At 41.4% G+C, this 13641-nt stretch carries 12 protein-coding genes; 5 read left to right on the top strand and 7 right to left on the bottom strand.

Annotation, left to right across the window (positions count from 1 at the left end; all coding sequences use genetic code 11):
• Positions 1 to 199 precede the first annotated feature (199 nt).
• The gene (locus tag ACFSY7_RS00045) at positions 200 to 1444 is read right to left on the bottom strand and encodes a hypothetical protein (RefSeq protein ID WP_380146384.1); all 1245 of its coding nucleotides are present in this window, start codon (positions 1442 to 1444) and stop codon (positions 200 to 202) included.
• An 85-nt stretch (positions 1445 to 1529) separates the two neighbouring features.
• On the opposite strand from ACFSY7_RS00045, the gene ACFSY7_RS00050 reads away from it, so the two are divergent.
• The 4 genes from ACFSY7_RS00050 to rbsK are packed head-to-tail and all read left to right on the top strand — an operon-like array spanning position 1530 to position 5264.
• On the top strand, positions 1530 to 2645 hold the full coding sequence (locus ACFSY7_RS00050) for a mandelate racemase/muconate lactonizing enzyme family protein (RefSeq protein WP_380146385.1): 1116 nt from the start codon (positions 1530 to 1532) through the stop codon (positions 2643 to 2645).
• 1 nt (position 2646) lies between these two features.
• Positions 2647 to 3327 carry a GNAT family N-acetyltransferase gene (locus tag ACFSY7_RS00055; protein WP_380146386.1) on the top strand — a complete coding sequence of 227 codons (681 nt, stop codon included), beginning with the start codon at positions 2647 to 2649 and terminating at the stop codon, positions 3325 to 3327.
• Positions 3328 to 3365: 38 nt separating this feature from the next.
• Positions 3366 to 4331: a nucleoside hydrolase gene (locus ACFSY7_RS00060; RefSeq protein WP_380146430.1), complete on the top strand. Its 966-nt coding sequence runs from the start codon at positions 3366 to 3368 to the stop codon at positions 4329 to 4331.
• A 24-nt stretch (positions 4332 to 4355) separates the two neighbouring features.
• Complete coding sequence (gene rbsK, locus ACFSY7_RS00065) at positions 4356 to 5264, top strand: ribokinase (RefSeq protein WP_020188961.1); 909 nt, start codon at positions 4356 to 4358, stop codon at positions 5262 to 5264.
• Positions 5265 to 5399: 135 nt separating this feature from the next.
• On the opposite strand, the gene ACFSY7_RS00070 is transcribed toward rbsK, so the two are convergent.
• From ACFSY7_RS00070 to ACFSY7_RS00090, 5 genes are all read right to left on the bottom strand, one after another.
• The gene (locus ACFSY7_RS00070) at positions 5400 to 6686 is read right to left on the bottom strand and encodes an Nramp family divalent metal transporter (RefSeq protein WP_020188962.1); all 1287 of its coding nucleotides are present in this window, start codon (positions 6684 to 6686) and stop codon (positions 5400 to 5402) included.
• Positions 6687 to 6786: 100 nt separating this feature from the next.
• Positions 6787 to 7497 carry a hypothetical protein gene (locus ACFSY7_RS00075; RefSeq protein ID WP_020188963.1) on the bottom strand — a complete coding sequence of 237 codons (711 nt, stop codon included), beginning with the start codon at positions 7495 to 7497 and terminating at the stop codon, positions 6787 to 6789.
• 275 nt (positions 7498 to 7772) lie between these two features.
• Positions 7773 to 8717, bottom strand: coding sequence for a DMT family transporter (locus ACFSY7_RS00080; RefSeq protein WP_020188964.1), 945 nt, complete (start codon positions 8715 to 8717; stop codon positions 7773 to 7775).
• Between the two features lie 241 nt (positions 8718 to 8958).
• Complete coding sequence (gene pepT / locus ACFSY7_RS00085) at positions 8959 to 10185, bottom strand: peptidase T (RefSeq protein ID WP_020188965.1); 1227 nt, start codon at positions 10183 to 10185, stop codon at positions 8959 to 8961.
• Positions 10186 to 10259: 74 nt separating this feature from the next.
• Positions 10260 to 10910, bottom strand: coding sequence for a lysoplasmalogenase family protein (locus tag ACFSY7_RS00090; protein WP_380146387.1), 651 nt, complete (start codon positions 10908 to 10910; stop codon positions 10260 to 10262).
• Between the two features lie 117 nt (positions 10911 to 11027).
• Between ACFSY7_RS00090 and ACFSY7_RS00095 the strand changes: the two genes are divergently transcribed.
• Positions 11028 to 12722 carry a hypothetical protein gene (locus ACFSY7_RS00095; RefSeq protein ID WP_380146388.1) on the top strand — a complete coding sequence of 565 codons (1695 nt, stop codon included), beginning with the start codon at positions 11028 to 11030 and terminating at the stop codon, positions 12720 to 12722.
• A 147-nt stretch (positions 12723 to 12869) separates the two neighbouring features.
• On the opposite strand, the gene nfsA is transcribed toward ACFSY7_RS00095, so the two are convergent.
• Complete coding sequence (gene nfsA, locus ACFSY7_RS00100) at positions 12870 to 13607, bottom strand: oxygen-insensitive NADPH nitroreductase (RefSeq protein ID WP_020188968.1); 738 nt, start codon at positions 13605 to 13607, stop codon at positions 12870 to 12872.
• Between the last annotated feature and the right edge of the window lie 34 nt (positions 13608 to 13641).

Genomic DNA, 13641 nt, shown 5'->3' on the forward strand with positions numbered 1-13641 from the left:
GCTTGATGTGGCATGACAGACACCTCCTTTTTCGAATAGTATAATAGGAACAGATGTTCTTTTCAACAAATTAGTACTGGCAGAATCATTGGGTTCGCATTCATCCCCTCCCTACTCACTACGTTCCTTGAGGGAGGGGTATTCTGCGAAGAAATGATAAAAAAAGAGGCTAGGGAATTGACTCCCGCATAGCCTCTTTTTAATAGATTGCGAAGTTGAGTATATATACTGTACGAGGGCGCCCTTGTTGGTAGCTCATTTCCTCGCCAGCAACGCGTACATAGTCTTTATCGACGAGCTTTTTCAAAATACGCTCTGTCGTACGACGTGTAACTTGTAAATATTCGGATAAATCATGTGCTGTAAATTGAGTATTTTGTCGTCCTTTATTAAAGGCGATGATTTTCGAAATATTTAGCGGGCTTAGCTGTGTTTCTTTTGCTAGCTTCATAATGGATGGATCTTTTATTTGGAGCGCTAAATTTTCATTTTTCTCTTTTAATGGATTGATTAAATTTTTATGTTCATCAATGATGCAGATGCTATTTTGCTTCGTGTATTGCATCGCGTATAGCGCATTTTGTTCGGCTTCATTAATCGATTGACCATAACCAAAAGCCATCTTCACATCAAAGGGTGCCTGCTTTATAAGTTTTTCGAGCTTTTGATGCTCTAAGGCATGATTTAAATGCCCCATTGTCGTGTAAATCTCGACATGTTCTTTTTCAAAAGGCTGCTGAATGCCATGGACAATCGAAGTAACGGCATCAGCAAACTCGTCGTGTTCATGTGGGGTTTCAAGCATACCAACGACAACTTTTGCTGATTCTGATTTGGTCATACGAGACAGCGCTTTTGTTTCCTCTAAACGATGTAAAATCGATGTGGAGGAATCCAAAATGCACATCGACGGAATATGGGCCTGCTGTAGTTGTTCATAAACGTTGTGACTACTCGTAATCACATAATCAATTTTTTGCTGCTGCCATAATGAAAGATGGGTTTCAAATAATGCTGTATTGTCCATAGCTGTTGTCACTTCATGAATGAAGGGAGTTGCATGTTGATAATCGATATCGGATAATACATTTTCAACGAAGCGACGGTCCATGACATCGATGGATAGACGATATAGGGGAATGGCATGATTGGCAACGACCGCGAGTAATGTATTCGAAACTGAAAATTCATCCTGCTTTAAATAGGTCCAGGGTATTGGCCAATTCTCCAACATTGGTTTACTATAAAGGTAAGGCAGTGTGCCCGTAATAAAAAGCACATCGCACGGCTTGACGCTTTTTAATAAATTAGGCGTTTGTGCGGGATGTTTATAAATATAAAAGTCGAGCTCGATATCAGTTATTTGCTGAGCGAGCTTAGTTAACCGTTCTTTAAATGCACGAGAGCTAATTACAGCTACTTTTACAGCTACTTTCGTAGACATAGTCATCGTTCCTTTTCATTAATATTGTGTTGCTATTTAACGACTATTTAACGACATCTATTTTAACATAACAGGAGTATCTAACATGAAAATTACACAAATTGAAATCTATGCAATTCACTTACCACTAATCGAGCCTTTTATTATTTCGTATGATCGCTATGATACGATGCCATCAATCATCGTCAAAATGACGACGGATACAGGTGTCATCGGCTACGGAGAGTCTGTACCAGATGATCACGTAACAGGCGAATCATGGGAAAGCACGTATGCAGTATTAAAACACCAATTAGCTCCTGCAGTTATTGGTCAAAATCCAATGGAGTTTGAGAAAATTCATGAAGTAATGAATAAAGTCATTCGTGACGTGCCAGCCGCAAAAGCAGCAATCGATATTGCGTGCTTTGATATTGCCGGTAAGACACTGCAAGTACCAGTATATCAATTAATCGGCGGACGATTCCATAAAAAATTCCCAATCACACATGTACTTAGCATTGGTAGTCCCGAAAAAATGGCCAATGAGGCGGCGGAGCATGTTGAGATGGGCTACCGTTCATTCAAAATGAAGGTCGGTACAGAAGTAATGAAAGACGTCGAGCGTATTAAAGCAGTGCGTGAACGTGTCGGTGCCGACATCGCTATTCGTGTAGACGTCAATCAAGGCTGGGTCAATGCCTCAACAACATTACGCGGTTTACGTGCAATGCGCGATTTAGACATCGACTGGTTAGAGCAACCCGTAAAAGCAGATGATATTGACGCGATGGTGGAAATTAAATCAAAAGCAGATGTGTCACTAATGATTGATGAAGGCTTACATGGCGTAAAAGAAATGCGCGAAATTATCGCAAAACGCGCGGCGGATAAAGTAAATATTAAATTAATGAAATGCGGTGGGATTTATCCAGCAATGAAGTTAGCAGTAATGGCTGAGATGGCTGGTATTGAATGCCAAGTTGGTTCAATGGTTGAATCATCCGTTGGTTCAGCGGCTGGCTTCCACGTTGCATTCTCGAAAAAAATTATGACAAGTGTTGAATTAACCGGTCCATTAAAATTCTCAAAAGACATCGGCGACTTGCACTATGAGGTACCATTTATCGAACTAAACGAAAAACCGGGTTTAGGGGTAACAGTCGATGAAGCCATCTTAGAAGAGCTTTGCAAATTCAAAGATGTTGTAAAGGAGGGCTAGTATGGCATTATTTTATGAAGGCATGCTAGGAGAGACGCCTGTCACGATGCAAAAACTAACAATGGCGCATTTAGCAGAACTAGAAATGTTACAGCAAAAAGTGTATGATGCATTACCAGATAAAAATACATTACAGCCACTCTCAACAGCTGAGTTCACAAATATTTTAAGTGGTAATGGCCTGCTAATGGGGGTGTATGCAGAGGGTGAGCTGATTGCCTTTCGTGCATTACTTGACCCACAGGATGACCCCGAGCATTTAGGCGTCGACTGCGGCGTAGCAAAAGAAAAGTTATCACGCGTTTTTTATCAGGAGATTTCAAATGTCTCACCAGACTGGCGTGGCTATGGCTTACAAAAGCTTATGGCGCAGGTCATTATGGAAGCGGCAGATTTGACGCGCTATGACTATGTTTGTGCGACTGTAAAACCATACAATATTCCAAGCTTAAAAGATAAATTTTCACAGGGCTTAGTCGTGAAAGGCTTAAAATTAAAATACGGCGGTAAATTACGTTATATTTTCTTCAAGGATTTAAAAGCGGCATCACCTATTTATCAGGAAGAAAAAACGATTTCAATGAGTGACACCGAAGCACAGCAGACATTATTAAAAGCAGGCTATGTTGGTACAGGATTAATTAAAAATAATGACGATTTTGAGATTGTTTATAAAAAGTAGTGAATAAGGTCTAAAAAAAAGCTAGAATGATAGGAGAAGTGAATAGTTTGAATCAGATTCCGGTGATTATTGATTGTGACCCAGGTGTTGATGACACGATGATGCTGATGCTCGCATTTGCACGACCAGAGCTGGATGTGCGTCTTGTGACAACGGAAGCGGGGAACTTAACGATTGATAAAACGACGTATAATGCACTGAGCTTTTTAACGTATATTAACAAGCATGTAGAAGTGGCACGCGGTTTACCACAGCCATTATTTCGTAAGCAAGAAGTAGCGGAAGATATTCACGGTGAGGGCGGTCTTGGCAATGTGAAATGGGCAGACCCTGCATTTGAAGCGAGTAAACGTCCAGCAATTCAGGCGATGTATGACACACTTATACATTCAACAGAGCCGATAACGATTGTTGCGACTGGGCCACTAACAAACATTGCCGCGCTGCTTATTGCACATCCTGAAGTGAAACCAAATATTAAACAAATTTCATGGATGGGCGGTTCTGCAGTCGGTGGTAATATGTCAACAACGGCTGAGTTTAATGCCTATGTAGACCCACATGCAGCGGAGCTTGTTATGCGTGCCGGTGTGCCGATCATTATGAGTGGCCTTGATGTGACACATAAAGCGTATATTACACGTGATGAAATGGCGCATCTACGTACACTTGGGACACCATTCGCCGAAAAAGTGGCGGATATGATGCAGTTTTATACGTTTACACAAAAGCAGACACCTTTTTATGCACCTGGCTTTGAGGAGCAGATTCGCATTCATGATGTGAGTGCGGTGGCCTGTCTTGTCGCACCTGAGCTGTACCGCGGTGATGATTATTTTGTTGAGGTAGAACTAGAGGGGCGTCTGACACAGGGGGCGACGATTGTTGATTATACGAAGCAATCGGGCAAAGAGCCAAATGTGCATGTGCTACACAGCGTTGACCGCGCGGCATTTATCAAACTATTCTTCGAGGCAGTAACAACGATTGGAAAAACGTTGTAAATACTTTTAGGGGGATTTTAGCGCATGTCAAAGAGAATTGTTGTGGTTGGTAGTATTAATATGGATTTAGTATATGAGGTGCCATCGATTGTGAAGGAAGGTCAAACGATTCAAACGACGGACCATCACCTATTTTTCGGTGGGAAGGGCTCAAATCAGGCGATGACAGCCGCACAATTAGGTGCAGATGTCGCCTTCGTCGGGAGTGTCGGCGAAGATGGTTACGGTCAGCAAGCGATTTTCAATTTAGAAGGACAGCATGTGGATACAACCTATATCCATCAACAGGGCTTAACAGGGCAGGCGATTATTCAGCTCTCACATACGGCAGAAAACTCGATTTTACTTTATCCTGGCGCTAATTTTAATGTAACACCTGCACAAATTGATGAAGCAAGTGACGTCATTGAACGAAGCGATATGCTGTTATTACAATTAGAAATTCCACTACCTGCGATTGAGCGCGCCATCGATATTGCCTATGCGAGCAATACGCAAATTTTCTTAAATCCAGCGCCATCACAGCCATTATCAGATGATATGCTGATGAAAATTGATTATTTAACACCTAACTGTACAGAGCTTGAAAGCTTATCAGGCATTCCGTTTGATGAAGATAATTTGAGCGAAGCCTGTGAAATTTTGATTAATAAAGGAGTCGGCTGCGTTATTGTAACGCTCGGTAAAAAGGGTTCGTATTACTTTACAAGAGACGGACAGCAAGGTTATTTATCATCGAATAAGATGAGACCTGTCGATACAACGGGCGCAGGGGATGCATTTAGTGGCGCATTAGCTGTCGCGCTATTAAACGGGGCTGAACTCGAGGAAGCGATTCATTATGCTTCGGATGTAGCGGGCTATGTTGTCACGCAAAAAGGAGCACAGCCTGAAATTCCATCATCGTATCGTTATCTCGCTCATCAACTATAAACAAGAGACTTTGACATACGTATAACAACCATTCATAGGAGCATAAGAAAAACCGGAATCGCGCTGTGGCGTAGTTCCGGTTTTTTGTTTCGAACGCTAAAAAGGGAAAGGGACGTGTTTTGCCCCAGTCGTTTTTTAGTTCTCGAAAAAGGTTTGATAAATTAAATATAAATTCAAGCAAACGACCAGTGCTGAAATGGCCCAGCCAAGAATCGTCGTAAGTTTATGATTCACTAGAGTAGGCCCCATGATGCGTTTGTTGCTCGTAAACATAACGAGTGGAATGAGGGCAAAGGCAATCCCGAATGATAAAATGACCTGGCTCCAAACGAGTGCCTTTGTAGCATTAATGCCGAAAATAATAATCGCAAGTGGCGGAATCATCGTAATGGTCCGGCGCACGTACAGGCGAATACTTTTTTGAATAAAGCCTTGCATGACGACGTCACCAGCGAGTGTACCGACAGATGAACTTGCAAGACCAGCGATTAATAAGCCGAGACCAAATGAAATGGCGGCAGTTGGGCCTAAAAGCTCGTGGAATGAATTGTAGGCGACATCTAAGTCTTCGATATGAAGGCCGCGTGTATGGAAGGTGGCAGCGGCAATAATAAGCATTGCCATATTGATAGCACCTGCGACAATCATCGCGAAAATAATATCGATTAATTCAAAGCGGAAAACACGTTTTTTCAGCTCCGGTGTTTCTGCTTTTACACGATGCTGTGTCAGCGATGAATGTAAGTAAATCGCGTGTGGCATCACTGTCGCACCAAGAATCCCTGTAGCAAGTAATAATGAATTGACGCCATCAAAGGCAGGGAATAGGCCGCCTACAACGTCACCAACATTTGGATCGGCGATAAATAACTGTACCGCAAATGCGAGCACGACCATAACAACCATTGCTGAAACACCAGCCTCAAAGGCACGTACGCCACGGCGCTGTAACTCTAAAATCGCAAATGAGCCAATCGCGGTAATAATGGCCGCTGGAATCATCGGAATGTTAAATAATAAATATAAACCAAGCGCTGCACCGATAAACTCTGCTAAATCAGTCGCCATAATGACCAATTCAGCTTGAATCCATAGCATGATAGAAGTTTTTTTTGAAAAGTTCTCACGCGCTACTTCGGGTAAGTTTTTGCCAGTCGCAATGCCAAGCTTTGCAGAGAGTGATTGAATAAGCACTGCCATCAAATTAGAGATGACAATAACCCATAGTAATAAATAGCCGTATTCAGAACCTGCAGTAATATTCGTTGCAAAGTTACCAGGATCAATATAGGCAACCGCAGCGATAAAAGCAGGTCCGAGGAATGGCAAAATTCTTTTGAATCCTTTGACGTTCCCATTCAATACAGCTTCAGCAGAAGGACGTTTATAAGGATGGAAAAGTGGAATCTTCATTTGAGCCATTGTAGTTTCCTTCTTCCTTTATTTTTTCTTATAGTACAAAAAGTTTCCTTTGGGAAAATTATAGTTACAGTCTACTGCTAATCTTAAAATTTGTAAAGTCCTACTTTAATGGACAAAATCCACATACCATGAGTCCGGGTACATCCTTTGAAAAGCAACACGTTTTACGAACAGGCACATTGATTAGAGAGGATGGATGCACACCATTTGTATAGCGATGCCAGATAGAATGTTCAGAAATACCTTGCCAGACGTCCTCTGCCTCTAAAATATCAACGATTTCACGTGCGGTATCATGCGTTAATGGATTTTGTAGTAGCGTATGAAAATGCCACAGCATATAGCCGAAAATATTTTCCCAAATAAGAAGCGGAGAAATCGCTGTAATGGCGCGCAGTGCTTTGACAACTGGCAGGCATTGCTCATGTAAAATTGTATGAATGGCCTCGTAGCGCTCATCCTCATCGACGAAATCCCAGTCGTCACTATTAGCCGTCATAGAGAGGGAGCGGCGCCCGTATTCTTCGCGTGCAATAAAACCAATAGCCGAAAAATCGCCTTGCCAAACTTCCTCGTAGGCCGTCATCATATAAAATTGCATGGAAATAAACATGCCGTAGCGCTTTGTAAAGTAAGAAAGTGCTACCGTTTCATTTGTGTTATCACTGAAAACTTGAGCCATTCTCAGCAAATCTAATTTGAAATTCTCATTTAGAACGTCTTCTAAAGAGAAAAGTTTTTGTTCCATTTCATCGGGGTAAATACTGTATGAATGCAGTTGTATCAACTGGTCACGCGATAATGCTGACATAGAAAAATCTCCACCTTTGTAAAAAAATTTAAACTATTTTCTCAAATAGTCTTGACTATTCAATTGAGAAAGATTATCATTATCACATAAAGAAAAACTCCTTCTCTTCAATTGCAACTTTGAGAAGATTCATGATTAGCTACTTTTCTCCAAATCTTAGTTAATCTACGTACTATTCTTAACCCCCCTCAAAAGTTTTGAATAGAACGAACACTCCCGGAACGCTCGGTTTTCGCCAACCATAGCGTTCTTTTTTTTGTGCGTAAAAAGGACGCTTAATGGACCTTCTTTTTCAGTAGCATTGTATGATAACTATGAATAAACATGCCAAGAATAATAACGACAAGACCGATAAGTGCCATTGTCGATGGTAGCGCGACATTTAATAAAATCATTTCACCGATAATAACAAAAATAATTTCAGCAGATTGTGTGGCTTCAACCGCCGCGAGCTTTCCTTGGTCACTACGCACCCGATCGGTCGCAATGAAAAATAATACGGTCGCTACAATGCCCGAGCTGATCGCGACAATAAATGAATTGATGACTTGACTCATTGACGGGAACCCGACTGTCATCAGCGCATAAATCGCCATGACTATCCATGCAGGCATCGATGCAATTGTCATGCCGAGAACACGGCTAAAGGTATCAAGACGTCCATCACAAAGGTCCATCATTTTACGATTGCCGAGTGGGTAAGCAAACGCAGCAATGAGGACAGGGATTAATCCAAGCAGTAAATCTTTAGAGCCGACAGAGGAGATGCTCGGAATTTGAATCAAGACGATACCGACTAAAATAATACAGGAAATGCCGAGTGACGTAACGGGAATCTGTTGCCGCACCCGTTGACCAGTTGCTGTATGTATAAAAAACAGTGGTGCGAGTAGCACCCCGGCAACAATCGTAAACTGCCATGTACCGGATACGAGCCAGCCTGGACCATATGCGGCTGCAAATGTGAGCGGTGCATAAAATAAAACGAAGCCTACAAAGCTCCACAGTAACCACTGTATGGGAGCTTTTTTCATTTCAGTCGTCATCGGTTTTACATTATGCTGCATGGCGACAATGATAAATAAAAAAGGTAGCATAAAGAAATAACGTAGCGATGAACTCCAAAGCCAGCTACCACCATCAAGCTCCATCGCATGATTTAAAATGAACGTCACCGCAAAAAATAATGCGGCGAGTACACCAAGAAGAATTTCAAACATCAACATACTCCTTTCATGAATTAACAGTGGATTAGCATTAGTGTACACAAAAATAATCGACATGTATTGTAAATGTCGAAAAATACAGATAATGATGTGCATAAAAATGAGGCTAGGACATACGTCGGAAACAACCGTTTGAGCATAAGAAAAACCGGAATCGCGCTGTGCGGTTCCGGTTTTTCGTTGCGAACGCTAAAAAAGCAACATGACGTGTTTTGTCCCAGCCTCTCTTTATAGGTTAAGCTTGTGCCTCGTAAAGTTTGATCATTTCAATCATTACTTCCGTTGCTTTAACCATTGTTTCAGCTGACACGTATTCGTATTTACCGTGCATATTTTCGCCGCCAGCGAAAATATTTGGTGTCGGTAAGCCCATATAAGAAAGTTGAGAGCCATCTGTACCACCGCGAATTGGTTTTACGATTGGTGTAATACCTAAATTTGTCATCGCTTTGTGTGCGATATCAACGATATGTTTTACAGGTTCAATTTTGTCGCCCATATTGTAATATTGGTCGCCCATATCAAGTACGACAGCATCAGCGCCATACTCGGCTTTTAACTGCTCAGCAGCTTGTTGTACAAGTGCTTTTTTCGCTTCAAATTGGTCATGGTCGTGGTCACGGATAATATATTCCATTTCCGTTTTTTCGATGGTGCCATTGAATTCCATTAAGTGAATGAAACCATCGCGGCCGTCTGTTAATTCAGGAACCGCATCTTTAGGCATCATTTCTTGGAATTTAATCGCAGCAGTAATTGAGTTTACCATTTTATTTTTAGCTGAACCAGGGTGTACATTTGTACCGAAAGTTGTGACTTTCGCGTACGCTGCATTGAAGCTCTCATATTCTAATTCACCTAGTGGACCACCATCCATTGTATAAGCGAAATCCGCATTAAAGCGTTTGACGTCAAATTTATGTGGGCCACGACCGATTTCCTCATCTGGTGTGAAGCCAACGCGTAGCTCGCCATGTTTGATTTCTGGATGTTGAATTAAATATTCCATTGCTGTCATAATTTCAACGATACCGGCTTTATCATCTGCGCCAAGTAATGTTGTACCGTCTGTTGTGATGAGTGTTTGACCAACATAACCTGCAAGCTCAGGTGACATAGAAGGTGATAGTACGACGTCGTCATTTAATTGTAAATCGCCGCCGTCATAGTTGTCCCAGCGCTTTGGATTCACGTTTGTGCCAGTGAAATCTGTTGCAGTATCAACATGTGCTAAGAAACCGATTGTTGGGATTTCTTTGTCTGTGTTTGCTGGTAGTGTCGCAAATAAATAACCATATTCATCTACAGTTACATCTTGCATGCCAATTTCTTTTAGCTCTGCTTCAAGTAAGTGTAGTAAATCCCATTGTTTTTTCGTTGATGGTGTTGTTTCGCTCGCTGCATTTGATTGCGTATCAACTTTTGCGTAGCGCACTAAGCGTTCAATAACTGTTTCTTTCATTCTTAAAAACCTCCTAATAAATGACGAATGTAGCTTTATGACGTAATTTTACAAAAATAAAGACTATTCTAACGTTATTCTAACACTTTATTTGGCAAACCGAAATAACTTACGATACTTAGGCTAAATAAAAGCGCTGCGCAATAATAAGGCGTCATGATGAGCGCATTTAGGTTACTAAGTGGCGTAATGAAGTTGTTGATGGCAAACAGTAAATTAGCTGAGGCAAAGGACAGTGTTGCGGTAATGATCATCCATTGACGTGTGTGGAAAGAGGCCCAAAGCATCGTTAATGTAATCGCAATGTAGAGGCTAATAACTAGACTAAGCATATAGAGGTGATCTTTCATGATGTTGCCAACGACCCAACCGATAATAATCGCTGCAACCATCACAAGTGCGATGAGCAGGGATTTAGGTGGCGTTTTCCATGGCATCGTGAAAAATGCTCGAAGAAAGTATAGTTGACCGGCGGCGAAAAACATTAAGCTAAACACTAAGTATGGCAGTGTCGCCGTCCCGCAAGTAATCAAAATTAGCGCTACAATAACCGAACGTGAGTAGCTCTCCTGTCGTAGATCATGGAAGCGGTATGCAAGAAGAATGATGAAGAGCATCGGAATAACCTTGAAAATTTGCTTGATGAAATATGCTTCATCAAGCGGCATAAAATGTACAGCATACATTGCCGATGCAATTGCGCCAATGATATAGAAGGTTTTCATAAACATTCCTCCATTCAAAAGCGAATTAGTTGTTTTATTCCCGAAACACCTCTAAAATGAAACTTTTTACATACATATTCCGTATAAAAAGTATCGAGATTTGGGAGGGAACTAAAAATGATTATGACGTTTGTTATTGCAGCAATTTTTGCGGCGATATCCGCCATTTTAATCGTACCTTTGACGGGCAAAACAAAGGAAGGCGATTTTAAATGGGGCTTTAAGGCAGCGTTTTTCGGCGGGGTCTTTGTCCTCGCATTTATCGTGTTCGGACTTATTTTCTACATTACAAAGATTGACCAAAACTGGACAGCACTATGGCCAGCATTTTTCATTCTAGCAATTATCGGTAGTGCATTTTCTGCTGGTCTGGAGCAAAAGGTGAAGTTGGTCGTTGGGGTAGCGAGTGTATTATTTGCAGGCTATATGCTACTTGCGCCAATGCTAAATGCGAATGATAAATATGACTCAGCAAAAATGGCGACGAAAACAGAGCTAAAAGCATTCGATGAAACGAAAACGCCAGCGAGTGTGCCACCAAAATATGCACGTAATAAGATGAAAAAGGCCTTTAGTCAAGTGCCGAATACAAGTTATTATGAGCTAGGCAATTTACAAATTCAAAAGGTAAACGGTGAGTTTGTCTATATTGCGCCAGTCGAGTTCTCAGATTTCTGGAAATGGTTTAAAGGGAATACATCACCAGGTTACTTTATGGTGAGTGCTACGGATTCATCAGCTAATCCGAAATTCGTCAAATCAGAAATGAAGTATGCAGAGTCTGCGTACTTAAATAACAATGTCGAGCGTTATATGCGTCTGCATAATCCAACGAAAATTTTCAACGGCGATGTTCAACTTGAAGTCGATGATGACGGTAAGCCGTACTATATCCGCACATATGGTGAATTTATCTCGGCACGTAACGGCTTTGCGCCAAAAGGGATTGTTATGGTAGATGCGGCGTCAGGGAATATTAAAACGTATGCACTAAAAGACGTACCAGCATTTATTGACGGCGCGGTGTCACCAGAAGCGGTGAGCCTACAAAATAGCTACTTCGGTAAATATGTACATGGTTATTTCAATACGATTTTCGGTAAACGTGACATCAAGCTTCCTTCAGATGAAGGGACAGAAGCAAATGTAAGTCCTGTATTTGATGAAAAAGGGGATATGTATTATTTCACTGATTTCACAAGTCCAAAAGAGGGCGTGGACTCAATGCTTGGCTATTCATTAACGAATGCACGTACAGGCGAGGCCACGTATTATACAGGGAATAAAGACGAAGCGTATATGGATTCAGAAGGTGCGCTTCAAGTAGTTGAGAAGAAATTCGTTGAGAAGAAATGGGAGGGCTCTATGCCACTTCTTTATAACTTCTATGGTGAGGCAAGCTGGCTAGTGCCAGTGCTTGATTCAAATGGCTTCTTACAAAACTACTACATCGTGTCAGCAGCAAATCCTGAGATTGCCGTAACAGGCGCTACACCAAATGAAGCACTGCGTCAGTATAAAACCGTGCTAAGTCGTACTGGCTCATCAAGTACAGTAAATGGTAGCTCATCACAGGAAGAAAAAACAGCGACAGGTAAAGTGGTGCGTGTCTATAAGGAACAAAATGGTGACTTCACGAATGTTTCCTTCTTATTAGACAATGGCGATAACTATATCGTGTCAACGGAAGTTGCACCGCTTGCAGTTTATTTACAGGAAAAAGACAAGGTAGAAGTAACATATATTAATTCTGCAGATGTCTTCCTACCAGTAAAAGAATTAAAAGTGGATGGCTTACTAGAAAAAGAATAAGCAAAAAAGAGGCTTTGACATACGTGTAGCAACCTCTTATGTAAGCATAAAAAAACCGGAATCGCGCTGTGGCGCGGTTCCGGTTTTTCATTGCGAACGCGAAAAAAGGAAAAGACGTGTTTTGTCCGAGTCTCTTTTTTAATGCGCTTATTTCCACGTAAAGCCTTTTGAAGCTAAGAAGTCCTTCATATGTGGACGCTGTTGTTTCACTAAGTAATCTGCCATTTGGCGTGTCCAGTTTTCATTCTTTTGGTTGGCATTACGATTTAAGTAATAGTTATTTAAGTCTTCATCATATTGAGATAAAAGCGCATCATACTTTTCAACATCATAGCCATTTTCGTGGACGATAGCATCGATTGGTAGACGTGGTTTTGAATCATTTGTTTTTGTCGGTGTACCAAGTGTCATCGCAAACATTGGGAACACGTACTCAGGCAGGTTAAATAGCTCGCTAATTTCTGCGGCTCCTGTACGTGCACCACCGATATAGCAAATGCCATAGCCTTCTGATTCAGCGGCTACAACGAAGTTTTGTGCGAATAAGCCAACATCATTGACACCAACTAAAATATTTTCGGCTGTATCTGCCGTAATATCGACACCGTATTTTTGACCAGCGATTTGTAGGCGCTTGAAGTCGACGCAAAATAAGAGTGAGGCGCCAGCAGTTTTGAATTGGAAGTCATTTTTTGAAAGCTCGCCGAGTTTTTGTTTTTTCTCTTCATCGGTCACATAGATGACGCTATAGGCTTGGACGAAATGAGAAGTGGCTGCCATTTGAGCGGTTTCTAACATTTCATATACTTTTTCTTTCGGAATTTCTTCGCCTGTATATTTACGCACCGATGTGTGATTGCGTAATTGTTGTTGTACATCATTCATAAAAAAGCCCCCTATATGTAAGTTTGTAAATCCA

This window comes from Kurthia populi (genome assembly GCF_042686175.1).
Lineage (GTDB): Bacteria > Bacillota > Bacilli > Bacillales_A > Planococcaceae > Kurthia > Kurthia populi.

What these genes read in the sequence shown, in the direction of transcription:
- nfsA (WP_020188968.1), bottom strand. Translation starts at nt 13,607, where the DNA reads ATGAATGATGTACAACAACAATTACGCAATCACACATCGGTGCGTAAA.
- ACFSY7_RS00055 (WP_380146386.1), top strand. Translation starts at nt 2,647, where the DNA reads ATGGCATTATTTTATGAAGGCATGCTAGGAGAGACGCCTGTCACGATG.
- ACFSY7_RS00080 (WP_020188964.1), bottom strand. Translation starts at nt 8,717, where the DNA reads ATGTTTGAAATTCTTCTTGGTGTACTCGCCGCATTATTTTTTGCGGTG.
- pepT (WP_020188965.1), bottom strand. Translation starts at nt 10,185, where the DNA reads ATGAAAGAAACAGTTATTGAACGCTTAGTGCGCTACGCAAAAGTTGAT.
- ACFSY7_RS00090 (WP_380146387.1), bottom strand. Translation starts at nt 10,910, where the DNA reads ATGAAAACCTTCTATATCATTGGCGCAATTGCATCGGCAATGTATGCT.
- ACFSY7_RS00070 (WP_020188962.1), bottom strand. Translation starts at nt 6,686, where the DNA reads ATGGCTCAAATGAAGATTCCACTTTTCCATCCTTATAAACGTCCTTCT.
- ACFSY7_RS00050 (WP_380146385.1), top strand. Translation starts at nt 1,530, where the DNA reads ATGAAAATTACACAAATTGAAATCTATGCAATTCACTTACCACTAATC.
- ACFSY7_RS00075 (WP_020188963.1), bottom strand. Translation starts at nt 7,497, where the DNA reads ATGTCAGCATTATCGCGTGACCAGTTGATACAACTGCATTCATACAGT.
- ACFSY7_RS00045 (WP_380146384.1), bottom strand. Translation starts at nt 1,444, where the DNA reads ATGTCTACGAAAGTAGCTGTAAAAGTAGCTGTAATTAGCTCTCGTGCA.
- rbsK (WP_020188961.1), top strand. Translation starts at nt 4,356, where the DNA reads ATGTCAAAGAGAATTGTTGTGGTTGGTAGTATTAATATGGATTTAGTA.
- ACFSY7_RS00095 (WP_380146388.1), top strand. Translation starts at nt 11,028, where the DNA reads ATGATTATGACGTTTGTTATTGCAGCAATTTTTGCGGCGATATCCGCC.